Genomic DNA, 24,322 nt, shown 5'->3' on the forward strand with positions numbered 1-24,322 from the left:
ACAAACTATTTACTTTTGACACTCGTCACAAAATACAGAACTACGTTGGCCTATTTTTATTTCAGTTAGTGGCTTGGTACATTTTTTACAAGGTAATCCTGCTCGACCATACACTAATAGCTCTTGCGCAAAATATCCTGGACTGCCATCGGTTTGGGCAAAATCTTTTAAGGTTGTACCACCTTGCAAGATTGCTTGCTTTAAGGTTTCTTTAATTAATACTACGAGTTTTTCGTAGCGTTTTTTGCTAATTTTTCCCGCAGGAGTTTGTGGGTGTATACCTGCTTTAAACAAAGCTTCATTAGCATAAATATTACCAACACCTACCACCACTTCATTTTTCATTATAAATTGTTTAATGACTGTTTTTTTATCACGAGACTTTTTATATAAATCATTATGGTTAAAAGCTAAGGTCAGTGGTTCGGGTCCTAACTTAGTTAATAGTTTATGCACTTGTCCTGGAGGCTGAAATAAAAAACAGCCAAAACGTCTTGTATCGTTAAAGCGTAATGTTTTACCTGTTTCCATTTCAATGTCTATATGATCATGTTTGATCCTAGGTACAGAACTATCGATCACTCTTAATTTACCCGACATGCCTAAATGTAAAATTAAACTGCCCATAACTGTTTCTAGCAATAGATATTTTGCACGCCTGATCACTTTATTTATGACTAAGCCTTCAGTAAGCTTAACTTCCTCAGGTACTGCCCAACGTAAACTTGACTGATAAACATGAATTTTCTTTATTACCTCACCTTCAAGATAAGGTGAAATCCCCATACGACTTACTTCAACTTCTGGTAACTCAGGCATAGCGATCTTTTAATCCTTAACTTGTGGGAATAGTAACTGGTATTGTTCACGGTCTAATTTCAACCAATTTATATTTGCAGATTTTGGCATATGAATAAAATAATCATCGCTCAATTTAAAGAATGCAAATAATTGGGGCAGCTCGTCGCCTGCAAACCAAATCGTAACTATATTTTCTGGTGATTTATTTTTAAACTCTGACTTGATGGTATTAATATCCGCAAGCTGTAAACCTGTTGCTTGCTGCCAATTAGTTAACAGATCAGATATTTGTATTTGTGATAATGTTGAATTACTGCGCCAACCTGTGCCTATGCGTTCAATTTTAAACAAAGGGTATTCAATTGTTAAAATATAACTCTGCTCTTTTAACAGTGGTTGTATTACGTCATCGACTCCTGCATCTATTAATTTATGATGTAGGCCATTGAACAAAAAGATCATTATTAGCATGGAAAATATTAATACGTTATTCCAGCCTTTTTTACTTAATCGGATCATAATAATTGAATTTTATTATATTTATAGGAAGTGTAACTAATTAGCGCTAAAAATGGCAGGTCAGAGCAAAATTGTTGAATTTTAGACATAAAAAAACCCGATAAATCGGGTTTTTCTTTAAAAAGCAAAATTACTTGATTTTTGCTTCTTTGAAAATCACATGTTTACGAACCTTAGGATCGAACTTTTTGATTTCCATTTTTTCAGGCATGTTACGCTTGTTCTTGTCGGTAGTGTAGAAATAACCAGTACCAGCAGATGAAACTAAACGGATTTTATCACGCATTATTCAGCTCCTTAAACTTTTTCGCCGCGAGCACGGATATCTGTAAGAACCGCGTCGATGCCATTTTTGTCGATGATACGCATACCTTTAGCAGTAGTACGTAGTTTAACAAAGCGTTTTTCGCTCTCAACCCAAAAACGGTGAGTTTGTAGGTTTGGTAAAAAGCGACGCTTAGTTGCATTTCTTGCGTGCGAACGGTGATTACCTACCGCTGGACGCTTACCTGTAACTTGACAGACTTTAGACATTATATATATCTCCAATATCTTGCTCGAGCTAATTTCCCCAAGCCATAAGTACAGCAACTACAGGCAAAGATCTTGTAAAGTGGACTATCTGACCACTTCAGCTCATGTGTAAATTTGATAGCGGCTAATTATAGAGATCCTCTCGACTAAGTGAAAGTAAAAAGTGCAGTTAATTTAAACTAATTTGCATAAAAAACGATTTTTTGGCTATTTTGGGTCCAAACCACCTATTTATTTTTATTTAAAGCCAGCCTTGCTCGGCAAAAGAGACCGTTTTATTACTCGCCACTATTAAATGGTCTAAAATTTGAACATCAATTAATTGCAAAGCATCTTTTAGTTTATTGGTAATAAGTCGATCGGCTTCACTTGGCTCTGCAATTCCTGATGGATGGTTATGCGCCAAAATAACAGAAGCTGCATTATGTCTTAAAACCGACTTTACCACCTCTCTTGGATAAACACTTGCCGAATTAATTGTGCCATAAAATAATACTTCATCTGTTAATAAGCGATTTTGGCTATCAAGATAAAGCAACATAAAAACTTCTTGTTGCTGTGCTTTTAATTTTAACGATAAAAAGTCGCGCACTGCTTTTGGTGAATCAAATAAGGTTTCTTGTTGGCACTGCTCAGCTAAGTAACGCTTATTTAATTCTAACACGGCTTGTAGCTGCACATATTTAGCATTACCTAGCCCCTTAAACTTTACAAACTCAGATAAAGGCGCATTAAAGAAGTTTTGTAATGATCCCGACTCATCTAATAAATGCTGCGCCAGCTCTATTGCATTCATGCCATGAGTGCCGGTTCGTAAAAATATCGCCAGCAATTCACTATCTAGTAATGCCGTAGCACCTTTATCTAATAGTTTTTCTCTTGGGCGACTTTCTTTGGGCATAGCAGTCAACTGCATATTCAGTTCCTTGAATAAAATTCCGTTGATTTTAGTTTAGCTGAAAATTATATTTTCATCACAAACTTGACCAATTTGCACTGTCGCTTTACTTTATATATGTCATCTAAATAATAATAAGAATAAAAAATGTCAGTTAAGCACCCTATAATTGCGATTACAGGTTCATCAGGCGCAGGTACTACAACAACTACTAACGCTATTCAGCATATTTTTCGTAGCTTAAACATTAATGCAGCGACCATTGAAGGCGATAGTTTTCATCGTTATACCCGCCCTGAAATGGATAAACGTGTCCGTGAAGCCCAACAAGATGGTAAACATATTAGCTACTTTGGTACCGAGGCTAATGATTTTTCAGCACTGGAAAATTTATTTACTAGTTATGCCGAATCAGGCCAAGGTAAAACCCGCCGCTATTTACATACCTTTGATGCTGCTGTGCCATATAATCAATTACCAGGCACTTTTACTCCTTGGCAAGATTTAGAGGCGACAACTGATGTCCTGTTTTATGAAGGTTTACATGGTGGCGTAGTTGATGACGAACACAATGTTGCCAAACATGTCGACCTATTGATTGGCATGGTGCCTATTATTAACTTAGAGTGGATCCAAAAGCTTATTCGCGATACGCGCGAACGTGGACACTCGCATGAAGCCGTAAGAGACTCTATTGTTCGTAGTATGGATGATTATATAAACCATATTACACCGCAGTTTTCGCGTACGCACATTAACTTTCAACGAGTACCAACCGTTGATACTTCAAATCCATTTAGCGCCAAAGATATTCCATCACTAGATGAAAGCTTTGTTGTAATTCGTTTTAGAGATATTGCTGATGTTAATTTCCCTTATTATTTACAGATGATAGAAGGCAGCTTTATGTCACGTATTAATACTATGGTGGTACCTGGTGGTAAAATGGGTTTAGCAATGGAGTTAATATTAAGACCTTTAATTGAAGATATTATAGTGAAAAAACGCGCTTCGATGAATTTAGCACCTTCAGGATTGCCGGTTTAGTTTTAGGTTCTAGGATTAACATAAGGCTAAAGTCTTACCTACAGATTCAGTTTTTACAGGTGATATCACATTTGGATTTTGTAGGTTGGCCCTTAGGCTGACGGTTTTAAATGAAAAGCTACCGATAACTGCTCCTGCGTTATTCTTGTATCTACATCCATGTAGGCAAAGCCTCAACTACACAATCAGATCTACAAAGTAAGACCTAAAAACCTTAGCTTAAAGCCCTACTCTGACAAGTTTCTGCCGTAAAATATCTCTTTCATTTCACTTTGTAATTTATGGGTAATATCTTTTTGTTCTTGTTCTGATAAATCACGCTTTGTGATACCAAATAAATATTGGTTTAAATTAAATTCTTTGAGCATCATTTTGGTATGGAAAAGGTTTTCTTGATAAATGTTTACATCAAGCATTTGATAAGCTGAGAGGGTATCTTGCGTCATGAAGTTTTGAATAGAATTGATAGCATGATCTATGTAATGCTTTTTACCTGATTCGTCTCTGGTAAAACCTCTTACCCGGTAATCTAAAGTGACGATGTCAGATTCCAACGTGTGAATTAAATAATTAACGGCTTTTAGTGGCGAGATCACACCACAGGTCGAAACTTCTATATCAACGCGAAATGTACAAATGCCTTCTACGGGATGCGTTTCGGGATAAGTATGAACACAAATATGGCTTTTATCTAAATGCGCCACAACTGAATCAGGTAAAGGTCCTGGTTGTGCTTTTTGAACTGAGCTTTGCGCTTCACTTTCTAATTGTGATTCATCTGAAATAAGCAGGGTGACACTGGCACCTTGTGGATCATAATCTTGGCGTGCAACATTAAGTATATTTGCACCAATAATATCAACCACTTCTTCTAGAATATTCGTTAAGCGCTCTGCACTATAACGCTGACTAATATAATCTAAGTATTCTTTACGTTGTAGCTGTGTTTTAGCGTAGCGAATATCATAAATGCTAAAGCTTAAACTTTTGGTTAAATTATTGAAGCCGTGCAGTTTGAGTTTTTCAAATGGTCTGTGCACTAAAAAAACATTCCTTGTTGAGTATATCTGCGCTTGCAGAGCTTAATTGTTAAAATCTTATACGAAAAAAGCTCTGCAAAAAAGCTTTATGCTGCTAATACTTCAAAGCTATGGGTAATTTCTACTGATGCTTCTAGCATTAAAGCAACTGAACAGTACTTTTCAGCTGATAGTTTTACTGCGCGTTCTACGTGTTTTTCAGAAACATCATTGCCTGTAACAACAAAATGTAGGTTTATTTTTTTAAATACGCGTGGTGCAGTTTCTGCTCTTTCACTACTTAACTCTACACGTGCTGCTGTTACGTCTTGACGTGATTTTTTTAATATGCTGACAACATCTACTGATGAACAACACCCTACAGACATTAAAACCATTTCCATTGGGCTTGGTGCCGCACCGTCAGAACCTGTATCAAATACTACGTTATGACCTGAGTCAGATTTACCTATAAATGTATCACCTTCAACCCACTTTACATTTGCCTGCATTTTAATTCCTATTTGATATATATAAGTATATTAATGCATATTAATTATATGAGGATTTAGTGCAACAAAATGAGATAAATTTTTATTTAAAACTGAGGAAAATGTAAATTGATCCCAAATAACTTTCCTGGGATCGTCAGATCTGTTTGTTATTTAAAGATTTGCAATTGCAGAGTCAAATAAGTTTTTAACTAAAGTCGAAAACTCATCAATAAATGCATGCTGCTCAATGGTTACTGGTTGATGGATCACACCAGATAATACTTCTTGTAAATCATAAACGATGCCATCGACTTCTCTGACTATTTCACCACGTTGATCTGTATCTAGTTCAGTATGTTGTTGACATAATGCAATGATCTGCTCAGCAATATCGTCTTCGATTAAAGTGATCACGGTAGGTGCGTTAGGTGCTACTTCACCAGGTTTTTCAAAGATAGATAAATGCTGTGTTAAATACATGATGAGATCATCATAACCTTGCTGGTCGGTAACCATAAAATACCTTTGTCGTTTTTATTTTTTATTAATTTGATTTAAGCAGATATAAATCGGAAATACTAGAGAGAATAGAAAAAAGGCCTTTGATGTTTCAATCTAAGGCCTTTTGCATTGTTGTTCTTTATTAGAATTAGTTTTCTACAAGCTTAAACCTGGGCTTAATGTCGCTGGTAATACTACTTTATCTAGCTCAACTGATGCTACTGGGTATGCACAGTAATCAGCAGCATAATATGCACTTGCTCTGTGGTTGCCTGATGCGCCAATACCACCAAATGGTGCTGCACTTGATGCACCTGTAATTGGACGGTTCCAGTTTACGATACCTGCGCGTACACGACGTAAGAAGTAATCATAATCTTCACTGTTATCACTTAGTAGGCCAGCAGATAAACCGTAAGCCGTATCATTACCTAGCTCAATTGCTTGATCGAAGTCTGTGTAGCGGAATACTTTTAATAATGGGCCAAAATGCTCATCATCAGGGAAGTCACTTACGTTAGTACACTCTAAAATACCTGGTGATACAAAACCTGTATTTTCTGTATGTACTAATTCAACTAAGCTCGTAGCGCCTAATTCAATTAACTGGCTTTGTGCTGCAACCATAGATTTAGCTGCACCGATTGAAATCATAGAACCCATAAATGGTTGTTCTTGATCATCATAAAAACCGACTTTAATCGCTTTAGTTGCTGCGATTAATTGGCTTAATATTAAATCGCCCTGCTCACCTTGTGGTAAAAACAGTTTACGTGCACATGTACAACGCTGACCGCTTGAGATAAATGCAGATTGAATAATATCGTGAACCACAGCTTTAGTATCAGCAACATCTTTTACGATTAATGGGTTATTACCACCCATTTCAATTGCTAAAATTTTGCCCGGCTGACCTGCAAATTGCTCATGTATAAAATGACCAGTACGAGAAGAACCAGTAAAGAATAAACCATCAATTCCACGATGTGATGCTAATGCTTTACCTGTTTCAACCTCACCTTGCACTAAGTTAATTACGCCAGCTGGTAAACCTGCTTGTTGCCATAACTTAAGAGTTAGCTCAGCTACCATAGGGGTTAATTCAGATGGTTTAAATACCACGGTATTACCTGCTAATAATGCAGGAACAATATGACCGTTTGGTAAATGACCAGGGAAATTATAAGGACCAAATACAGCCACTACACCATGTGCTTTATGACGAATTACCGCTTTACCTACTGGCATCGCGTTTTCTACTGTACCAGTACGTTCTTGGTATGCTTTTTCAGATATAGCAATTTTGCCCATCATAGCGCCGACTTCAGTACGTGTTTCCCAAATTGGCTTGCCTGTTTCTTTTGCGATTGCATCAGCCATTTGTTCTTTATTTTCACCTAAAACTTCACCAAACTTTTTAACTATGTTTAGTCTTTCTTCGAAGCTTAAATCACTCCAAGAGAAAAAAGCATTACGCGCTGATTTTACAGCTGTATCTACTTGTTGTTCTGACGCGCTATTCGCTGTCCAGATAACTTCATTTTTTGCTGGGTTTACTGAATTAAATTCGGCGCCTTCGCCTGCTGACCATAGGTCATTGATAAATTGAGCTGCATGAGTCATTTCAATCTCTCTTATATTTGTTTGGCTATTATTTGGAGTGTCACCTGTGAGTTTTTTTGTCACAGTTCTATTACTTTTAAGATTCCCGATAAAATACTTCGGGAATGACGCAACTTAGATCCCCGATATAAGGCTGTGGGAATGACATATATTTAGATCCCCGGTAGCAAGTACCGGGAATAACTTACTTAATTAAACAGTTGCAATGCGAATTGTATCGCCTTCGCTTATTTGTAATGCTTCAGCCATTTTTGCTGTGATCACAATATCGTCGCCGTCTTTATCAAATGATAAATCAGCTAATGTCGCTCTAAAGTTTTCAAGCTCTGTATTTGCAATCATAACTTGTTGACCGCCAGCGTTATCACCAATAATGACTTTTTTATGACTTGATGATCTTACTGTACGAACATTATTTAATTTTGCTTCAACGGTTGGGCCGGCATCAAAAATATCTACATAGCCATTAAAGGTGAAACCTTCATTTTTAAGCAATTGAATTGCTGGCTTAGTTTTTTCGTGCACTTGACCTACAACCTCTTGTGCTTCTTTGCTTAGCAAGTTGACATAAATTGGGTATTTAGGCATTAACTCTGCGATAAATACTTTCTGGCCTATGCCCGTTAAATAATCGGCTGTTGGGAAATCCATAGAAAAGAAGTGCTCTTCTAACCATTTCCAGAATGGACTTTTACCATTCTCATCAGAAACACCACGCATTTCTGCTAATAATGTATCTGCAAATCTGTCTTCATGTTCTTTAATAAACATAAAGCGTACTTTTGATAATAATTTACCATTGCCATTTTTACGGGCTTGTTCGCGTAAAAATAAAGTACATAATTCGGTTGCGCCAGTGTAATCATTACATAAAGTAAGAATTTCAACTGGGTTATAAACATTTAAAGTGCGAGATGAATGGATCACCTTGCTCAAATGATAATGATAAAAAGCATCATCTAAACCAACAGCCGCTTCGATTGCTGATGTACCAACAACTTCACCTGTTTCAGTATTTTCTAAAACAAATAAATAGCCTTCATCTTGTGGGCAATCAACTGTTTTTATAAATGAAGCTTCTGAGCGTGCTATTTTAGCAGCTAACAATTCTTCATTATTAGGTAATGAAGTAAAGCCATGACCAGATTCGTCTGCTATTTTAACTAATTCAGCAAAATCACTTTTTCGGATTGGGCGAATAACCATCATAGTGCCGCTTACTCCCTTATGTTTATAATGAAAATAAAAGGTGGTTAAAAACCACCTTTAAATACGTTACTCAATAAGTAACTCTACAAAGCTTTAAATTAAGCGTTTGCTTTTACTACGTCAGCTACTGCTTTTTCAAAACGTGCCATACCTTCACGGATATCATCATCAGAAATTACTAATGACGGTGTGAAACGTACTACGTCAGCGCCAGCAACTAATGACATTAAGCCATGTGCAGTTGATGCAACTAAAAACTCTTTAGCTTTACCTTTGTATTGCTCAGTCACTACAGCACCAATCAATAAACCTTTACCGCGAACTTCTGAAAATACATTGTATTTATCGTTTATTGCGGTTAATAACTCACGGAATAAGACTTCTTTTTGTTTAACACCGTTTAATACTTCTTCAGTATTTACAGTATCAAATGCTGCTTCTGCTACAGCACATGCTAGTGGGTTACCACCATAAGTAGAACCATGAGTACCTACTTTTAAATGCTTTGCGAATTCAGTTTTAGTGATCATTGCACCAATTGGGAAACCGCCACCTAATGCTTTAGCTGTTGTTAAGATATCTGGCGTAACACCTAAACCTTCATATGCGTATAAATCACCAGTACGGCCTACACCTGTTTGTACTTCATCAAAAATTAATAGTGCATTATGTTGGTCACATAAAGCACGCACACCTTTAATGAAATCAGCTGTAGGAGAAACGATACCACCTTCGCCTTGTAATGGTTCAATCATTACTGCACATGTATCATCTGAGATAAGTGCTTTAAAGCTTTCTAAATCATTGTAGTCTGTATGCACGATATCAGCAGGTTTTGGACCAAAACCGTCAGAATAAGCAGCTTGACCACCAACAGTTACGGTAAAGAATGTACGACCGTGGAAACCTTTATTAAATGCGATGATTTGTGATTTTTGCTCGCCTGCAGTATCTAATGCCCAACGACGTGCTAGTTTTAATGCTGCTTCATTTGCTTCTGCGCCAGAGTTAGCGAAATAAACTTTATCAGCAAAAGTAGCATCAACTAATTTTTTAGCTAAACGTAATGCAGGTTCATTTGCCATTACATTTGATAAATGCCAAATTTTTTCACCTTGCTCTTTTAATGCATTAACTAATGCTGGATGACAATGACCTAAACAGTTTACTGCAATGCCGCCAGCAAAATCGATATATTCACGACCTTCCTGATCCCATACACGAGAGCCTTCACCCTTTACTGGGATCACAGCCGAAGGCGCGTAGTTTGGTACCATTACTTCATCAAAAAGTGCACGATTTATAGTCATTTTATTTCCTCTGTTAACAAGTAAAACACCGCTAAATAATAGCGTTTCACTTTGAATACTATTGGATAAGGAGACGTATTATTTCAAAAAAAAACGCTTTTGTCTCCTTTGTAATTTAGCTCAAGGCCTTGGTTTATAAGGAAAGCGGGTATAATTTCATTGATAGTGAATAAGTATCTAACTTAATAAGAGGATCACGCTTGTAAACGCTATTAATGGTTAATTTTAATAATAAAAGGGAGATTGAATGAATAGTCGAAAATAAATAACTAAAAAATGAAGGATTACACCGTTTTTACCTGCTTATATTAAAAAAGTAATTCTTAATGCTCAATTCTTAACTGCAGGTTGTGCAAACTGGTGCTCGCTAATGTTTTAAGTTCGATCATTTTAAATTGATAACTACTAAACCAAGCTTTCACTTCGTCTGCTTCTACTAAATTATGTTCTTTTAATTTTTTATACTGACTATAACATTGCGCTTTAGCAACTACTTTAGCCAAGTCATCCATTTCTGAAAATTCAGTATTATTGGCTAATTGCGCCATTGCGCTTTGTATTGGTAAATATTTAAAGCCCATTTTAGTGATCAATTGATGTGAGAGTTCAGCTGAGTGCTCTACCATTAAGTTGCGTAAACATAATGCGTCCGGTTTAAGTACTAATAATGCATCGTGTAAATCTTTTTCTTTATTATCGCGGCTATCTTTGGTTTGCTGCTCCCAGAGTGTATCGAATGTCCTCAAATATAAGCGCACTAATGCAATTTTACCGACATCATGGAACATACCTAATACAAATGCTTGATAAGGGTCTACATCATTGAGTTCAGCTAATGTTTTAGCTGCAATGGCAGTTGTCATACCTGACTCCCATAACTTACGCTTTAATAAGCGAAATGGCATAGTGCTAAAAGGTGCCCAATGCTTTAAAGAGAAAGTTGGTATGATGAGCTTTAAGTTATCCAAACCTAAATATCTGATCGCAAGGGAAGGATCATCTACTTTCACTGCTTTTTTAGGATCTTTATCATTTCGATACTGAGGTAAGTTAATAAGCTTAACAATGTCATCACCAAGCCAGAGTAAATCTTTAACTAAGGGATCGATTCGACCAACAGATGCTGAGTTGACTGATAAAATATCTAGGATTGCAGGAATATTATCTTGAATATGAATAATATCGGTATAAATGTAATCGATATCTGTTAAATAAGTTTGGATTTGTGCTTCTACATCTTGATGTAATAACGCATTCACATGTGCAACGTACTTAAGCTTTTTGCTATCTTCTTTACTTCTGTTTTTTTGTGCTTTTTCTTCTACTTCTAATAAAGTACGAGAAGGCATTTTTTCGCCATAATCTAAGTCTAAAGAATGAATATAACCAAGCTGCTGCTGAGCAAAATTATGTCCTAACAATAAGTCATGAAACCGCTCATATAATACTTCAGCTGTTTCATTTTTTTGTAAAGACTCGCTCATAAAATTTTTTATTCCTTTAATTATTTTTACAGTTTCAAATTAATCTTAAACCAATATGTATTAATTTCACCTGAATAAACGCACTTTTATAGTTCCGAACCTACAGCCTATAACCTTAAAACCCGTCATCCCCAATAAAATAACTCGGGAATGACACTACTTTAGATACTTAGTAAGGCTAAAGCCCTACAAAATCGCGTTACAGTTTAAGTTTCCCAACCTAACAGGTATTCTTGTAGGTTAAGCTTTACCCTAACTGCTTTAAACTCACTCTAAATTGCTTAAAACCGCTGTAGATTCCCGATAAAATAACTCGGGAATGACGCTACAGACTCTAACCTAGCGATATTGTTTTATAAAGTTATCTAACAGCTCTAAACCTGACTCAGTTAAAATGGCTTCAGGATGAAATTGCACACCTTCTAGCGCTAAAGAGCGATGTTTAAACCCCATAATTTCTGATAATGCATTAGCCTCATTATTTAGCCATGATGTTACTTCTAATTCTTTAGGCAATGTTTTAGGATCAACAACTAACGAATGGTAACGACATACCGTTAAAGGTGATGCTAACCCTTTAAAAACACCTTTATTATTATGCATGATCTTGGATGTTTTGCCATGCATCACCTTGTTAGCGCGTATAATTTTAGCACCTAACGATTGCGCGATTGTTTGATGGCCTAAGCAAACGCCTAAAATGGGTGTATGACCTTTAAATTGATTAATAAGTTCTAAAGATATGCCAGCTTCATTAGGCGTGCAAGGACCTGGAGAGACAACTAAATATTTAGGATTGAGTGCTTTTACTTGAGCACAGGATATTTCATCATTGCGCTTAACTAATACTTCAACGTCTAACCTTTGAAAATATTGGACTAGGTTATAAGTGAAAGAATCATAGTTATCGATCATCAATAGCATATTAAAACCGAATTGCCTAAAAGAAGTTATTAATAAATTAGATATGAGTTTAGGAATGAATTAGCGAGTTTGTATGGTTACTTCACTCGCTAATTGTTATTTCTCTAACTTAAAAGTGCAATTACGGGCGTGGAATAAAACCAACAGCATTGTAAACATCTTTAAGTGTTTGCTCTGCACGTGCTCCTGCTTTTTCAGCACCATCACGCATTATTTCATTTAATAAAGTTTGATCTTCGCGGATCTCTTTAAAACGCGCTTGAATTGGCTCTAACATTGATACTACAGCAGCTGCCGTATCTTTTTTAAGATGACCATACATTTTATCTTCGTATTCTGGTACTAAATCTTCAATTGAACGTTTAGTCGCAACCGACATTAAAGTTAGTAAATTTGAAACACCTGGCTTTTCTTTATTATCAAAGTAAATACGTGCTTGCTCATCAGAGTCTGTGACTGCTTTTTTCAGTTTCTTTTCAATCTTTTTAGGCTCATCTAATAACATAATGTAGCCATTTGGATTTTCATCCGATTTTGACATCTTTTTTGTTGGATCTTGCAAGCTCATTACACGTGCACCAAACTCTGGAATATAAGGTTCTGGTACTGTAAACACATCGCCATAAAGGTTGTTAAAACGATTCGCAATATCACGTGTTAGTTCTAAATGTTGCTTTTGATCTTCACCTACTGGCACTTGAGTTGCTTGATACAATAAAATATCAGCAGCTTGTAGCACTGGGTAGCTGTAAAGACCCACATTGATGTTATTGGTATTTTTAGCTGATTTATCTTTAAACTGTGTCATGCGGTTAAGTTCGCCCATTTGCGCATAACAGTTTAATACCCAACTTAATTGTGCATGCTCAGGAACCTGAGATTGTACAAATAGAGATGATTTTTTAGGATCGATACCACATGCAGTATAAAGTGCGATGCCATCTAATACACGTTGCTGTAATAACGCAGGATCTTGGCGAGTGGTAATGGCATGTAAATCTACCAACATGAAATAACACTCACTGCTTTCTTGTAGCGTAAGCCATTGGTTTATAGCGCCAATATAGTTACCGATTGTCATACCACCAGTTGGCTGAATACCACTTAATACTACAGGCTTGCTCATGTTATTTCTTCACTCTTATTTGATTAATAGCGTTGTTTTACCTATTTATAATTAGGCAGGTAATGTCATAAACAAAAACCAAAACATCTCTATTGAAGCCACACTGTGGCGGGATTTAATCGGTAATTTTAATTGTTTCAGATTTTGAAGCAAGGTAAATTTTCAGCTATTACACTAACATCTATTAGAAAACTTACCATGGCGTATATTTATAACGACAATTGCGCTAATTCAGTTCTCATATTATCTATTACTGCTTTGTAGTCAGGCTGATTGAATATTGCAGAGCCAGCAACAAACATATCTGCGCCTGCTTGTGCAATTTCTTTTATATTATCAACTTTAACACCACCATCTACTTGTAGACGGATATCAAAACCAGATTCATCGATGAGTTTGCGCACTTGTTTTAGCTTTTCAAGTGTTTGAGGAATAAATGATTGACCACCAAAACCAGGGTTTACAGACATAAGTAAAATAACATCTAGCTTATCCATCACAAATTCTAAACATGTTAATGGCGTTGCAGGGTTTAATACTAAGCCCGCCTTACACCCTTGCTCTTTGATTAATTGCAAACTACGGTCGATATGCTCACTTGCTTCTGGATGAAAAGTTATAATGCTTGCACCTGCTTGTGCAAATTGCGTGATCATAGTATCAACCGGCTTTACCATTAAATGCACATCAATTGGTGCCGTAATACCGTAATCCCTTAATGCTTTACATACCATAGGACCAATCGTTAAATTTGGTACATAGTGATTATCCATTACATCAAAATGAACAACATCAGCGCCGGCTTGTAAAACAGCATCAACATCTTCACCTAAACGCGCAAAATCTGCAGATAAAATTGAAGGGGCAATTAAAAATTTTGACATAATAAATTTACACTCTTTAAATGACGGTAAAAGAAGCTAAAGGACAAACAGATCATTGCAGGAATGGACCTTTAAAGCAAGTTGATAGCGAGAGTATAAAAACGCGATTTATTACGTTAATTTCTCAAAAACACAAAAATAAACTTAATATACATTTAAACTTTACAATTGATTAACAGCTGATGTATATTTGTAGATGAATACCTATAAATATGGGACTAATAACCATTGTATTCTGATTTAACTTTGGTTAAGCTTTAACCATTGCTTAGACAGAGGGTATTGTTATGAAGTTCAATAAGTCAAAAGGGATATTTTTAGCATCTACAAGTGCTATATTTTTTGCGTCTACATTTTCATTAGTAGCATACGCTCAGCAGCTTGATAACGAGTGCTGTCCTTCCGTATATAAAACTCAAATATCACTATCTCAGTGCCAAGCATCTAATAAAAGTTGGTTTTCTTGGTTAACAGGTAACAGCAGAAGTGCACAATTTCATTATCTAGATTTACTTGAATTACTCAGTGATTCAGAAAAGAAAACACAAGAAACTGCAACTATAACTAATCATTTTAAATGAGCCATTTTTTCTCTTTAATTCAAAGTGTGCTCGCGGCTGCATTTGGCGTGCAAAGTGAGAGTAAACGTAAGCTAGACTTTCAACAGGCCTCGCCAATACATTTAATTATTGTTGGCATTATGTTTTTAGTGATTTTTATCTCTTTAGTATTACTTACTGTAAGCTTAGTAATACCTTCTCTATAATCCGCAATTTTGATATTACCTACTTCGCTTTATAAAGTGCCATAATCTCATCCACTTTATTTCTTGAACCACCCTTAGGGCTAATCGTTCTTTTCACTTGAATGGTATCTAGCGTTGCTTGCTCATAAATTTTACGAGTAATGATAGTATCGTGATTTGAAATCAATACAGGAATGCCTTTATCAAAAGCACTGCATTCAGCCAGATTTGCAAGCTGAGCCTGATCATCAAAGTTAAAGCCGCCTTTAGCGTATGAGGTAAAAGATGCCGTTTTGCTTAATGGCACATATGGCGGATCACAATAAACAACTGAGTTTTTCGGTAAATTAGCAAAAACATCTGTATAGCTTTTACAGGTAAACGTGGCTTTTTGTGACTTTTCGGCAAAGAAGTTTAATTCTGCCTCCGGAAAGTATGGTTTTTTATACTTACCAAAAGGCACATTAAAAATGCCTTTTAAATTATAGCGACATAAGCCATTATAACCATGACGATTCATATATAAAAATAATATCGCCCTTTCGTAGATATCCTGACACTCATTAAACTGCTTACGGTAAGCATAATACGCATCAGCATCATTATTTAGTTCTACAAATAGTTTTCTAGCATCTAGAATAAATTCATCTGGTGATGCTTTGAGTTCTTTATATAGATTAATTAAGTCAGCATTAATATCATTTAATACATAATGCTTAAAATCAGAATTTAAAAATACAGAACCTGCGCCCATAAATGGTTCAACTAAAGTATCTGCATCAGGTAATCGCCTATTGATCTCTTCAACTAAACCATACTTACCACCTGCCCATTTTAAAAAAGCTCGTGTTTTTTTCATTTATTATTTATGTGCCTTTTAAAATAGCTAAGTGAGTGATTACTAAATTGCAAACAAGCGAGTGATTTTACACTAATCAAATGGATTTGAGTAATGCAATCTCTGTTTTAATCGCTTTGATTGTTTTACTGAATGGTTGTAGTTGCTTTAACTGAGCTGACAATGCATTTTTATAAGTCTGACTTTGTGCAACATCTCTAAACGGGCCTACAGTCACAACCCACCAGTCACCGCCATAACGCGTGCTTTTATACACTTTAATATTATCTAAGTCATGAGAAGCGATAAAGTTATTGATTAGGTTTTCTTGGCTAATGCCGATTAACTGCAACATCACTAAAGAATCACTTTGTTGCATAAACCAAGTATTATCGTAATCTTTATAGATAACCAAAGGTGTTAATGCGGTCTCTTTTATGATTGAACTTGCTAACGGCTGCGATTCTACTTTAGCCTCTTCAACTCTAACTGTTTCAGCAGAAGGTGTGTGTTGTGTATTATTTAAGGATTCCGCTATTTTATTTGGCGTCGCCGAACTGGTTTTTAAATTAGTTTTTGAATTTACTTTTAAGTCATCAAATTGCTCTGACTTTGAGATAGTTGAGACCACTGCCGTTTTGTCTTTTACAAATTTTATAGCATCTGTATTTTGTTTTTCTTCTTTAGTGATAGCACTTAACTTATCAGGTTGATTACTTTTCTCTAACGCTTCAATAGTTAGGTTATCCAACTTAATATCATCAATATCCTGGTTTGCTCCTTTAACATAATTTTTGTCTTGTTTAGCAATTTGCCTATTTGACTCTAATACTTGAGTTGGCAGGTTATCTAACCTGCTATTTTCAATATTCAGGGCTGAACCTTTAACGCCATTTTTTTCTTGCTTGTCTACCACAATGCTTTGATCTTTATTTTGCTCGCTCAACTCCCTTAAACTTTCAATTTGATTAGTTTGCGATAAATGCTCAAATAAATATGTTAATGCGAGCGTCATAAAAAAAACAAATGCTAAACAAAGCAACATAAAGCCATGTTTACTCTTCTTAGCTTCTACAACTAAGTTACTTGAATCCCAACTTAATAATAATGATGGGTTGCCCTGTGCGCTTTGAACAAAAGCCTTAAATACAGGTTCATGTTTATTGGGTAATTGAGAAAAGTACATAGACATCAATTCAATGCTTTCATCAAATGACAATGCTTCAAAGAAGATATTAGCTGAATTTTTAAATTGTATTTTGGAGGTTGATGCCGTTAAAACATAAAAAGTTGATTCTGATATTTGTGTTAAATACTCAATTTCTTGAATTACTTCTTCACTTAAAAATTGTGCATTATCAATAACAATTACGGTATTCTTACTGGCTTGTTGTTGATTTAAGTTTAAGTAGTTTTCACTTAATGATTGGGTAAAATCAATTAATGGTTGGCTAAATGTTTGCTCTAACAGTTGAGATATAACTTGTTGATCTGTTGTTTTAACCGTTAACTGCAAATAAATTTTATTAAATTCAGGATATTTGTCAGTTACAAATGATTCTAAAATATAACTTTTACCAAGCCCTGGACCACCAAGCAATGCCACAGTTGATTGACCGTATTCATATTGCAATTCAATACGATCAACTAATTTCTGTCTGCTCGGTAATATTTTGACTTGCATCAGTTAGCCTAAAATAAAGACTTCAATTGCTGTTCAGTCACATCTGATACAAGCGCACAACGACCAAACTCTGTTGGTAAGATAAACCGAATAGTGCCTTTAAGGTTCTTTTTGTCTTTAGACATATGACCTATAAAGTCTTCACATGTCATTTCTTTTGGTGCTTTAACAGGCAAATCAAACGCTATCAATAAATTAATAACGCGTTTAACTTCTGAATCACTGAGTGAACCTCTCACTTGTGATAATTCACATGCCATTACCATACCCGCAGAAACAGCCTCTCCATGAAGCCATACGCCATAACCCATCTGAGCTTCAATAGCATGGCCAAAAGTATGACCTAAGTTTAACAACGCTCTTAGGCCTGATTCTTTCTCATCTTGGGCCACTATATCAGCCTTGATTTGACAGCAACGCTGGATTATATGCTGCATTGCGCTTTCGTTTAATGATTTAAGCAGGTCAACATTGCTTTCGATATATGAAAACAATTCAGTATCATAAATCAAACCATATTTTATGACTTCAGCCATGCCAGCAGAGAACTCTCTTGCATCTAGTGTAGATAAACTCAAGGTATCAATAAATACAGCTTCAGGTTGGTAAAAAGCACCTATCATATTTTTACCTAAAGGATGATTTACTGCTGTTTTACCTCCTACTGAAGAATCTACCTGAGATAAAACAGTTGTAGGTACCTGAATAAATGGCACACCTCGCTGATAACAAGCAGCAACAAATCCGGTTAAGTCACCTATCACACCACCACCTAAAGCAATTAGACAGGTATCTCTACCACAATTATTTTGCAGTAAGAAGGCATTTACTTTTTCAAATGAAGTCAGGGTTTTATATTGTTCACCATCAGGAAGAATGTATGTCAATGGTGATAGATCTTCAAATTGAGATATAAAAGATTCTAAATATAGGGGAGCTATGGTTTCATTGGTTACTATTACTGGTCGACAATCACCAATATAGTTTTTAAGTCTTACTTTGTCGTTAAGAACACCAGATGCGATAAAAATAGGGTAGCTACGCTCACCTAAATTAACATTCAACTCAAGCATAACATAGCTCCTGCTATTTTTATTTTACTTAATTTTTAAGGCTAAAAATCAAGTTTTGCAATTATTTGATTTGCTACAACTTTTGCACTTTGTTCGTCAGTACGAACAACAAAATCAGACACTTCTTCATAAAGCGGGTTACGTTCTTCAGCTAAACGCTCTAAAACTTCTCTCGGATCTTCTTTAGTTTGAAGTAGAGGACGTTTTTTATCACGCTGAGTACGTGCTACTTGTTTCTCGATTGGCGTTTCAAGGTAAACGACAATGCCACGTGCAGAAAGTTTATTACGTACGTCTTTGCTTATAACTGAACCACCGCCAGTAGCAAGAACAATACCCTGCATTTCTGTTAAGTCAGAAATAACACCTTCTTCACGAACTCTAAAGCCGTCTTCACCTTCGATGTCGAATACCCATGCTATTTCAGCACCGGTTCTACGTTCGATTTCTTGATCAGAATCGAAAAATTCAAGGTGTAACTGGTCAGCTAAATGACGACCAATTGTGCTTTTACCTGCGCCCATAGGGCCCACTAGAAATATATTACGTTTTTCAGCCATATTGTTTGTACAAACGAACTCTAATTTAAATAAAAATAACCCCGTCCTACGACATGGCCCCAAAATTAAGGGGGTGATTATCTCAGTAATTGAATAGGTATATCAAGAAAAAAAACAAAAAAAAGACCCGTTAAGGTCTTTTTTCTTTTAAGACTGTGATTTTAATCGATAAATCACTATAAAGAACTATTTATAATTTTAGGTGTAACAAAAATGAGTAACTCTTTTTTCTCATTAAACTCACTTGTACTTCTAAACATATAACCTAAATATGGAATATCTCCCAATAAAGGCACTTTTTTAACTGAGTTTACTATTTGTTGTTGAAAAATGCCGCCTAATACAACTGTTTGACCATTATTGACTAAAACTTGGGTTTCAATACGTTGAGTATTAATCGCCGTCGCTGGACCTGTTGGTGTTGATACCGTATCACCACGTGTATCTTGCGTGATAACTAAGTCTAAAATTACTTTATTATCTGGCGTAATATGCGGCGTCACTTCTAAGCTTAATACTGCCTTTTTAAATGTTACTGTTGTGGCACCACTTGATGCTGCTTGTACATATGGTATTTCAGTACCTTGCTCAATTCGCGCTTGTTTTTGATTAGCGGTTGTTATGCGAGGACTTGCGATAATTTCAGCTTTATTTTCTTGCTCTAATGCCGAAAGCTCTAAATCAATTAAAGTACCATCAGCAAGTTTAGCAACGTGCATGCCAATACTGCCGGCAGGATTTGCTACCGGTAAGTTAACATTCAAACGTTCTGTTAATGATGGAATAGTACCGTTAGCTATTTTCTCTGCCCCTGAAATTGTTCCTGCAACGCCATCAGACCCTTGCTGATCACTAAAACCCCAGCGAATACCTAAGTCTTCTTGCACGTTATCTGTCACTGTTACCATACGAGATTCTATTAATACTTGTTTAACAGGAATATCGAGTACTTCTATCATACGACGCACACTTTCAATACTTTTAGCTGTATCTTTTAGCAACAAAGTATTGGTTCTTTGATCTACAGCGACACTACCACGTGAAGATAATATGGTATTGCTATCAGTTTTAAGTAAGTCTACAAAGTCTTCCGCTTTTGCATAATTAAGTTGAATATATTCACTATATAGTGGTTCTAAGTCTTCAACTTGCTGTTTCGCTTTTAATTCTTTGGCTTCACGTGCTGCAAGCTCTTCAGTTGGTGCCACCATTAAAATGCTGCCATCCATACGTTTATCTAAGCCTTTAACCTTTAATACGATATCTAAAGCCTGATCCCAAGGGACTCCATCTAATCGTAAAGTAATATTACCGCCAACTGAGTCACTAGTTACTAAGTTAAAACCATTATAATCCGCGATGATTTGTAATACTGAGCGTATCGCAATATCTTGGAAGTTAAGCGACATAGGTTTACCTTGATAATCCTTACCATCACCTAAAAAGCTTTTTTTAGATTCATCTTTTTCTACTGTTAATGTAAAAATATTATCAAGTTGTTGATAGTTATAATCAAACGCATTAGTTGTATCTATTACAATTCGGCTATTAGCACCATCTTTAAAGGTTTCAATAGTACTTACAATAGTGCCGTAATCTAAAACATCTAACTGATACAATAAATCATCTAGAATATCGGTATTATGAAATTCTACAACAACCTTGCCTGCTTCTTCGCGTACATCAATTGCAGCCATATTTTCTTGCATGAAAATTAAAACACGTGCTTCACCTTTTTCACCACGTCTAAAGTCAACTGCTTGTATCTTATTTATGTAAGTTTGCGCATCATCTACAATAGATGCTTCTGCAACGTCTTGGGTAGGGTTATCTGATACGTGTAAATAAAATAAATTTTTATCTGTACGTGTTTGGTAGATTTTTAAATAATCTAAAAATACTGTGACTTTAAAGCCATCATTTTTAAATTCACTCACTACTTTTTTTACACCGGCTTTGTTAATTAAAACTTCGCCTAAATTTTCTTCGTAATCAGCTTCATCAAAAAACAATTCAATTCGCGCGGGCTCACTAAAAACCTGAATCTTAGGTTCGATGTAAATCTCTTCATCAAACACAAATTCAATTTCAGTTTCACCTTCTAATAATGGGTTATAGCGCACATCGTATAACAAAGGCACAGCATTAGCAGATGTCATAAATAATAATGCTACCATAGCAAAAAATACTGACGTAAATTTATTCAGTAAATTACCATTGAACATACTTGTTCTCTTGTACATACAAGACCCTTTTTTGTTATTCAGATGCATCAGTAGCCTCCACGATCTCAACTTTCGTCAGGCGTTCCTTCCAACATCCTGCACCATCTGGTATTAATTCTAATAATTCGATAAAACTGCTATGAACCTGAAGTACTTTACCATGATATAAACCCATATAGTTTTCACGAGTTACACGATGTAAAGTATCATCTGACGCAGTAATTAAGGCCCAAGTTTCTTCTCCTGCGCCTAATGTTCCTTTCATCATAATATTATCTAAAGGATACCTTTCTAGAGGCTCCTTCTTACGACGAGGATCCGGATGAAGACAATTTTGAATTTGCAACAACTTGTCTTGTATTACTTCCGGTTTAGGTGCTACAAACGGACTTCTTAAATCTGCTGTACTATAAGCAAAATGTTCAAACTTTTTAATTTCAGGGATCGGTTCTATTTTTGCAACAGTACTCGCTTGAACTCTATTAATAAATTCTTGCTGTTCCGTTGTGTCGTCAAAACAGCCACTTAAAACTAAAGGAAGCGCAATATAAGCAATTTTTTTCATTATTGCACCTCTTTATAACGATAAGTTTTTGCGATTACACTAAACATTAAGCGCCCAGTACCATCAGGCTTGATACTGAAATCATGTAAACTTACGATTCTAGGTAATAATGCAACCTTACTTACAAACTCACCAAACTCATGATATTGGCCTACTACTTCAATTTTTATAGGCAGCTCGGTATAAAATTCATTTTCAATTTCAGGTAACCAACCAATTTTATTAAAAATCAAACCGCTTGTTGTACCAACGTAAGATAAATCATCTAATGTACCTGGTATTTCACTTGAGGTAGGAAGCCTTTTTAATAATTTGGAAAACTTATCTTCCATTTCAATCATTTGCTGTTTATAAATTTCTAAATTTGATGCCACTGCATATTTAGCTTTAAATGTACTACGTAGCTCAGTTTCTTTATTTAGCGCATTTTCATAACCAGAGACTTCATCAGCAACAAATAAATTATATGTAAGCAAACTCACAGCCGCAGCAACAATAACGCCAGCGATTACTTTGACAGCTAAAGGCCAAGCACCAATATTTTCAAGGTCTAATTCATTAAAATCAATTTCATTTAATGCTTTTAAATCAATGTTCATTGCTTAACCTCACCAATTTGTTCATAAGGTTTCACTGTAAATTGCATATTAAAATCACTTAATAACCTTGCTTGTTGCTCACCGGCGATAATATCTTGCAGCGTCGCCCCTTGAAACAAATAAGAGCCCTCTAATTGGCGTAACATCCTAGAAAGGCGGTTATTAGATTCACTTTTACCTATGATTTGTATCGCATTATCACGACGTTCTAATTTCGTTAAATACACTCCAGACGATACAACTGTCGCTATTTCATCCATAATTTGCGTACCTAAGTTACGATTGCTTTGTAACTCTTCAATTAAACGCATTCTTTGGTGTAAATTTTCTTTCTTTTTATCAAGTTCTTTTATTTGAGCAATTCTTTTATCTAATACTGAAATTTCTGATGTCAAAAATTGATTTCTCTTTACTTGACCGTCTTTCATTGCCCCGTAAATCATACTAATGGCAAAAACCGAACCAAATGAAATTAAAGTTACTAGAAAAAGTATAGATAAGAATTGTTTTTGCGCTTCTTTTCTTGAAGCCTCTCTCCAGGATAGTAGATTTATATGTGGCATGAAGAAAAGCTCCTTAATGCTAAACCAGACGCTACAGCTAATTGAGCGCGATGTTTATCTAGCAGTTCGCGATCCATCTCTGGGGATAATTCCATATCAGCAAAAGGGTCGATAATAATTGAGTGAATGCCTAACTCATCAATTAAAAGCCTATCAATGCCTTGAATTAATGATGTACCACCTGATAAAACAATATAATCGAGTTGATCATTGCCACTCGTAGTCAAAAACATTTGCACTGCTCTGCGAACTTGCTGAAGGAAAGTAGTTTGAAATGGCGCTAATACCTCAAAGGTATAATTCGGTGGTAAATCACCAGTAATTTTAGCTTGCTCGGCTTCATCAAAACTTTTGTTATAATAAGACACAATTGTTTTGGTGTATTGCTCACCACCAAAAACTTGGTCTCTGGTATAAATTGTTTTACCTTTTTGAACCACACTAAATAAAGTTGTGGATGCGCCGACATCAATGAATGCCACTATTTTATCTTCAGCATCTTCCGGTAATGCATTGGTACACAATGTCATTGTTCTACTTAATGCATAAGATTCAACATCAACCACTTTTGGTTCAAAGCCACCGGCATCGAGTGCACCAGCTCTTGCTTCAACACTTTCAGTTCTTGCAGCTGATAATAATACATTTACTTTGGAAGGATCAGCTTCATTGATATCTAGTTTTTCAAAATCAAGACTTACTTCATCAAGTGGATATGGGATTAAACTGTCAGCTTCAATTTCAATTTGTGATTCGAGCTCGGTATCTGATAAGGAAACGTCCATAAAGATAACTTTAGTGATCACAGTTTGCCCAGACACAGCTACTGCTGCCTGAGTTACTGCTTTAGGCATTTTTTTTCTTATTTTATGGATCACTCGTCCGACAGATTCAATATCTTGTATTGAACGTTCAACCATAGCACCCTTCGGCATAGCTTCAACAGCAAATGCCTCAAGTCTATAGAGCTCATCTTTTTTACTGAGCAATACGGCTTTAACCGAATGTGAACCAATATCTATCCCGACCATCCAGGTAACTGGTTTTTTAAAAAGTTGACTTAACATAACCCAACGCTAATCCTTTTTTTATAATTA

The 24,322-nt window shown here is 35.7% G+C and carries 27 protein-coding genes; 3 read left to right on the plus strand and 24 right to left on the minus strand.

Annotated elements, in window-relative coordinates:
- Positions 1 to 9: 9 nt before the first annotated feature.
- The 5 genes from mutM to radC all read right to left on the minus strand — a co-directional run bounded on the left by mutM (position 10) and on the right by radC (position 2,770).
- Entirely contained in the window at positions 10 to 819 is an 810-nt protein-coding gene (gene mutM / locus KO527_RS20680; RefSeq protein WP_216042155.1) for a bifunctional DNA-formamidopyrimidine glycosylase/DNA-(apurinic or apyrimidinic site) lyase, read from the minus strand.
- 9 nt (positions 820 to 828) lie between these two features.
- A complete protein-coding gene (locus tag KO527_RS20685; RefSeq protein ID WP_216042156.1) occupies positions 829 to 1,263 on the minus strand; it encodes a hypothetical protein in 435 nt (144 codons plus the stop codon).
- Positions 1,264 to 1,450: 187 nt separating this feature from the next.
- The gene (rpmG, locus tag KO527_RS20690; RefSeq protein ID WP_042150650.1) at positions 1,451 to 1,606 is read right to left on the minus strand and encodes a 50S ribosomal protein L33; all 156 of its coding nucleotides are present in this window, start codon (positions 1,604 to 1,606) and stop codon (positions 1,451 to 1,453) included.
- A gap of 11 nt (positions 1,607 to 1,617) precedes the next feature.
- Complete coding sequence (rpmB, locus tag KO527_RS20695) at positions 1,618 to 1,854, minus strand: 50S ribosomal protein L28 (protein WP_042150648.1); 237 nt, start codon at positions 1,852 to 1,854, stop codon at positions 1,618 to 1,620.
- A 241-nt stretch (positions 1,855 to 2,095) separates the two neighbouring features.
- Positions 2,096 to 2,770, minus strand: coding sequence for a DNA repair protein RadC (gene radC, locus KO527_RS20700; RefSeq protein WP_216042157.1), 675 nt, complete (start codon positions 2,768 to 2,770; stop codon positions 2,096 to 2,098).
- Positions 2,771 to 2,899: 129 nt separating this feature from the next.
- On the opposite strand from radC, the gene KO527_RS20705 reads away from it, so the two are divergent.
- Positions 2,900 to 3,799 carry a phosphoribulokinase gene (locus KO527_RS20705; protein ID WP_216042158.1) on the plus strand — a complete coding sequence of 300 codons (900 nt, stop codon included), beginning with the start codon at positions 2,900 to 2,902 and terminating at the stop codon, positions 3,797 to 3,799.
- Between the two features lie 227 nt (positions 3,800 to 4,026).
- On the opposite strand, the gene speD is transcribed toward KO527_RS20705, so the two are convergent.
- From speD to rpe, 10 genes are all read right to left on the minus strand, one after another.
- A complete protein-coding gene (gene speD, locus KO527_RS20710; protein WP_216042159.1) occupies positions 4,027 to 4,839 on the minus strand; it encodes an adenosylmethionine decarboxylase in 813 nt (270 codons plus the stop codon).
- Positions 4,840 to 4,925: 86 nt separating this feature from the next.
- Positions 4,926 to 5,330: an OsmC family protein gene (locus KO527_RS20715; protein WP_216042160.1), complete on the minus strand. Its 405-nt coding sequence runs from the start codon at positions 5,328 to 5,330 to the stop codon at positions 4,926 to 4,928.
- Between the two features lie 153 nt (positions 5,331 to 5,483).
- The gene (locus KO527_RS20720; protein ID WP_042151242.1) at positions 5,484 to 5,828 is read right to left on the minus strand and encodes a DUF3802 family protein; all 345 of its coding nucleotides are present in this window, start codon (positions 5,826 to 5,828) and stop codon (positions 5,484 to 5,486) included.
- Between the two features lie 141 nt (positions 5,829 to 5,969).
- Positions 5,970 to 7,436, minus strand: coding sequence for a succinylglutamate-semialdehyde dehydrogenase (astD, locus tag KO527_RS20725; RefSeq protein WP_216042203.1), 1,467 nt, complete (start codon positions 7,434 to 7,436; stop codon positions 5,970 to 5,972).
- A 192-nt stretch (positions 7,437 to 7,628) separates the two neighbouring features.
- Positions 7,629 to 8,645 (minus strand): arginine N-succinyltransferase, encoded by a 1,017-nt coding sequence (astA, locus tag KO527_RS20730; protein ID WP_216042161.1) that lies wholly within the window; start codon positions 8,643 to 8,645, stop codon positions 7,629 to 7,631.
- Positions 8,646 to 8,743: 98 nt separating this feature from the next.
- Positions 8,744 to 9,955: an aspartate aminotransferase family protein gene (locus KO527_RS20735; protein ID WP_216042162.1), complete on the minus strand. Its 1,212-nt coding sequence runs from the start codon at positions 9,953 to 9,955 to the stop codon at positions 8,744 to 8,746.
- Between the two features lie 323 nt (positions 9,956 to 10,278).
- Complete coding sequence (locus KO527_RS20740; RefSeq protein ID WP_216042163.1) at positions 10,279 to 11,439, minus strand: HDOD domain-containing protein; 1,161 nt, start codon at positions 11,437 to 11,439, stop codon at positions 10,279 to 10,281.
- 339 nt (positions 11,440 to 11,778) lie between these two features.
- Entirely contained in the window at positions 11,779 to 12,363 is a 585-nt protein-coding gene (locus KO527_RS20745; RefSeq protein ID WP_216042164.1) for an aminodeoxychorismate/anthranilate synthase component II, read from the minus strand.
- A gap of 121 nt (positions 12,364 to 12,484) precedes the next feature.
- Positions 12,485 to 13,489 carry a tryptophan--tRNA ligase gene (trpS, locus tag KO527_RS20750; RefSeq protein ID WP_216042165.1) on the minus strand — a complete coding sequence of 335 codons (1,005 nt, stop codon included), beginning with the start codon at positions 13,487 to 13,489 and terminating at the stop codon, positions 12,485 to 12,487.
- A gap of 209 nt (positions 13,490 to 13,698) precedes the next feature.
- Positions 13,699 to 14,373, minus strand: coding sequence for a ribulose-phosphate 3-epimerase (gene rpe, locus KO527_RS20755; protein ID WP_216042166.1), 675 nt, complete (start codon positions 14,371 to 14,373; stop codon positions 13,699 to 13,701).
- 287 nt (positions 14,374 to 14,660) lie between these two features.
- Here rpe and KO527_RS20760 point away from each other — a divergent pair, with 287 nt between their 5' ends.
- Both KO527_RS20760 and KO527_RS20765 read left to right on the plus strand, forming a co-directional pair.
- Positions 14,661 to 14,954: a hypothetical protein gene (locus KO527_RS20760; protein WP_216042167.1), complete on the plus strand. Its 294-nt coding sequence runs from the start codon at positions 14,661 to 14,663 to the stop codon at positions 14,952 to 14,954.
- Positions 14,951 to 15,139, plus strand: coding sequence for a DUF2970 domain-containing protein (locus KO527_RS20765; protein ID WP_216042168.1), 189 nt, complete (start codon positions 14,951 to 14,953; stop codon positions 15,137 to 15,139). Before KO527_RS20760 ends, KO527_RS20765 begins: the two co-directional genes overlap by 4 nt.
- Before the next feature lie 19 nt (positions 15,140 to 15,158).
- Here KO527_RS20765 and KO527_RS20770 read toward each other — a convergent pair whose 3' ends face one another.
- From KO527_RS20770 to KO527_RS20810, 9 genes are all read right to left on the minus strand, one after another.
- Positions 15,159 to 15,977, minus strand: a complete 819-nt coding sequence (locus KO527_RS20770) for a Dam family site-specific DNA-(adenine-N6)-methyltransferase (RefSeq protein WP_216042169.1) — start codon at positions 15,975 to 15,977, stop codon at positions 15,159 to 15,161.
- Between the two features lie 76 nt (positions 15,978 to 16,053).
- Entirely contained in the window at positions 16,054 to 17,640 is a 1,587-nt protein-coding gene (locus KO527_RS20775; protein WP_216042170.1) for an AAA family ATPase, read from the minus strand.
- A gap of 8 nt (positions 17,641 to 17,648) precedes the next feature.
- Positions 17,649 to 18,713 (minus strand): 3-dehydroquinate synthase, encoded by a 1,065-nt coding sequence (gene aroB / locus KO527_RS20780; RefSeq protein WP_216042171.1) that lies wholly within the window; start codon positions 18,711 to 18,713, stop codon positions 17,649 to 17,651.
- 41 nt (positions 18,714 to 18,754) lie between these two features.
- Positions 18,755 to 19,273 carry a shikimate kinase AroK gene (gene aroK, locus KO527_RS20785; RefSeq protein ID WP_042151275.1) on the minus strand — a complete coding sequence of 173 codons (519 nt, stop codon included), beginning with the start codon at positions 19,271 to 19,273 and terminating at the stop codon, positions 18,755 to 18,757.
- Positions 19,274 to 19,449: 176 nt separating this feature from the next.
- Positions 19,450 to 21,450, minus strand: a complete 2,001-nt coding sequence (locus KO527_RS20790; RefSeq protein ID WP_252733943.1) for a type IV pilus secretin PilQ family protein — start codon at positions 21,448 to 21,450, stop codon at positions 19,450 to 19,452.
- A gap of 82 nt (positions 21,451 to 21,532) precedes the next feature.
- The gene (locus KO527_RS20795; protein WP_216042173.1) at positions 21,533 to 22,063 is read right to left on the minus strand and encodes a pilus assembly protein PilP; all 531 of its coding nucleotides are present in this window, start codon (positions 22,061 to 22,063) and stop codon (positions 21,533 to 21,535) included.
- Positions 22,063 to 22,662, minus strand: a complete 600-nt coding sequence (gene pilO / locus KO527_RS20800; RefSeq protein ID WP_216042174.1) for a type 4a pilus biogenesis protein PilO — start codon at positions 22,660 to 22,662, stop codon at positions 22,063 to 22,065. The genes KO527_RS20795 and pilO overlap by 1 nt, the downstream gene beginning before the upstream one ends.
- Positions 22,659 to 23,225, minus strand: a complete 567-nt coding sequence (locus KO527_RS20805) for a PilN domain-containing protein (RefSeq protein ID WP_216042175.1) — start codon at positions 23,223 to 23,225, stop codon at positions 22,659 to 22,661. The genes pilO and KO527_RS20805 overlap by 4 nt, the downstream gene beginning before the upstream one ends.
- Positions 23,213 to 24,292 (minus strand): pilus assembly protein PilM, encoded by a 1,080-nt coding sequence (locus tag KO527_RS20810; protein WP_216042176.1) that lies wholly within the window; start codon positions 24,290 to 24,292, stop codon positions 23,213 to 23,215. The genes KO527_RS20805 and KO527_RS20810 overlap by 13 nt, the downstream gene beginning before the upstream one ends.
- Between the last annotated feature and the right edge of the window lie 30 nt (positions 24,293 to 24,322).

It is taken from the genome of Pseudoalteromonas sp. C2R02 (genome assembly GCF_018860845.1).
Taxonomy (GTDB): domain Bacteria; phylum Pseudomonadota; class Gammaproteobacteria; order Enterobacterales; family Alteromonadaceae; genus Pseudoalteromonas.

Bases quoted from the DNA above. Each gene is read 5' to 3' on its own strand.
- mutM (WP_216042155.1), bottom strand. From the start codon at position 819: ATGCCTGAGTTACCAGAAGTTGAAGTAAGTCGTATGGGGATTTCACCT.
- KO527_RS20685 (WP_216042156.1), bottom strand. From the start codon at position 1,263: ATGATCTTTTTGTTCAATGGCCTACATCATAAATTAATAGATGCAGGA.
- rpmG (WP_042150650.1), bottom strand. From the start codon at position 1,606: ATGCGTGATAAAATCCGTTTAGTTTCATCTGCTGGTACTGGTTATTTC.
- rpmB (WP_042150648.1), bottom strand. From the start codon at position 1,854: ATGTCTAAAGTCTGTCAAGTTACAGGTAAGCGTCCAGCGGTAGGTAAT.
- radC (WP_216042157.1), bottom strand. From the start codon at position 2,770: ATGCAGTTGACTGCTATGCCCAAAGAAAGTCGCCCAAGAGAAAAACTA.
- KO527_RS20705 (WP_216042158.1), top strand. From the start codon at position 2,900: ATGTCAGTTAAGCACCCTATAATTGCGATTACAGGTTCATCAGGCGCA.
- KO527_RS20715 (WP_216042160.1), bottom strand. From the start codon at position 5,330: ATGCAGGCAAATGTAAAGTGGGTTGAAGGTGATACATTTATAGGTAAA.
- KO527_RS20720 (WP_042151242.1), bottom strand. From the start codon at position 5,828: ATGGTTACCGACCAGCAAGGTTATGATGATCTCATCATGTATTTAACA.
- astD (WP_216042203.1), bottom strand. From the start codon at position 7,436: ATGACTCATGCAGCTCAATTTATCAATGACCTATGGTCAGCAGGCGAA.
- astA (WP_216042161.1), bottom strand. From the start codon at position 8,645: ATGATGGTTATTCGCCCAATCCGAAAAAGTGATTTTGCTGAATTAGTT.
- KO527_RS20735 (WP_216042162.1), bottom strand. From the start codon at position 9,955: ATGACTATAAATCGTGCACTTTTTGATGAAGTAATGGTACCAAACTAC.
- KO527_RS20740 (WP_216042163.1), bottom strand. From the start codon at position 11,439: ATGAGCGAGTCTTTACAAAAAAATGAAACAGCTGAAGTATTATATGAG.
- KO527_RS20745 (WP_216042164.1), bottom strand. From the start codon at position 12,363: ATGCTATTGATGATCGATAACTATGATTCTTTCACTTATAACCTAGTC.
- trpS (WP_216042165.1), bottom strand. From the start codon at position 13,489: ATGAGCAAGCCTGTAGTATTAAGTGGTATTCAGCCAACTGGTGGTATG.
- rpe (WP_216042166.1), bottom strand. From the start codon at position 14,373: ATGTCAAAATTTTTAATTGCCCCTTCAATTTTATCTGCAGATTTTGCG.
- KO527_RS20760 (WP_216042167.1), top strand. From the start codon at position 14,661: ATGAAGTTCAATAAGTCAAAAGGGATATTTTTAGCATCTACAAGTGCT.
- KO527_RS20765 (WP_216042168.1), top strand. From the start codon at position 14,951: ATGAGCCATTTTTTCTCTTTAATTCAAAGTGTGCTCGCGGCTGCATTT.
- KO527_RS20770 (WP_216042169.1), bottom strand. From the start codon at position 15,977: ATGAAAAAAACACGAGCTTTTTTAAAATGGGCAGGTGGTAAGTATGGT.
- KO527_RS20775 (WP_216042170.1), bottom strand. From the start codon at position 17,640: ATGCAAGTCAAAATATTACCGAGCAGACAGAAATTAGTTGATCGTATT.
- aroB (WP_216042171.1), bottom strand. From the start codon at position 18,713: ATGCTTGAGTTGAATGTTAATTTAGGTGAGCGTAGCTACCCTATTTTT.
- aroK (WP_042151275.1), bottom strand. From the start codon at position 19,273: ATGGCTGAAAAACGTAATATATTTCTAGTGGGCCCTATGGGCGCAGGT.
- KO527_RS20790 (WP_252733943.1), bottom strand. From the start codon at position 21,450: ATGGTAGCATTATTATTTATGACATCTGCTAATGCTGTGCCTTTGTTA.
- KO527_RS20795 (WP_216042173.1), bottom strand. From the start codon at position 22,063: ATGAAAAAAATTGCTTATATTGCGCTTCCTTTAGTTTTAAGTGGCTGT.
- pilO (WP_216042174.1), bottom strand. From the start codon at position 22,662: ATGAACATTGATTTAAAAGCATTAAATGAAATTGATTTTAATGAATTA.
- KO527_RS20805 (WP_216042175.1), bottom strand. From the start codon at position 23,225: ATGCCACATATAAATCTACTATCCTGGAGAGAGGCTTCAAGAAAAGAA.
- KO527_RS20810 (WP_216042176.1), bottom strand. From the start codon at position 24,292: ATGTTAAGTCAACTTTTTAAAAAACCAGTTACCTGGATGGTCGGGATA.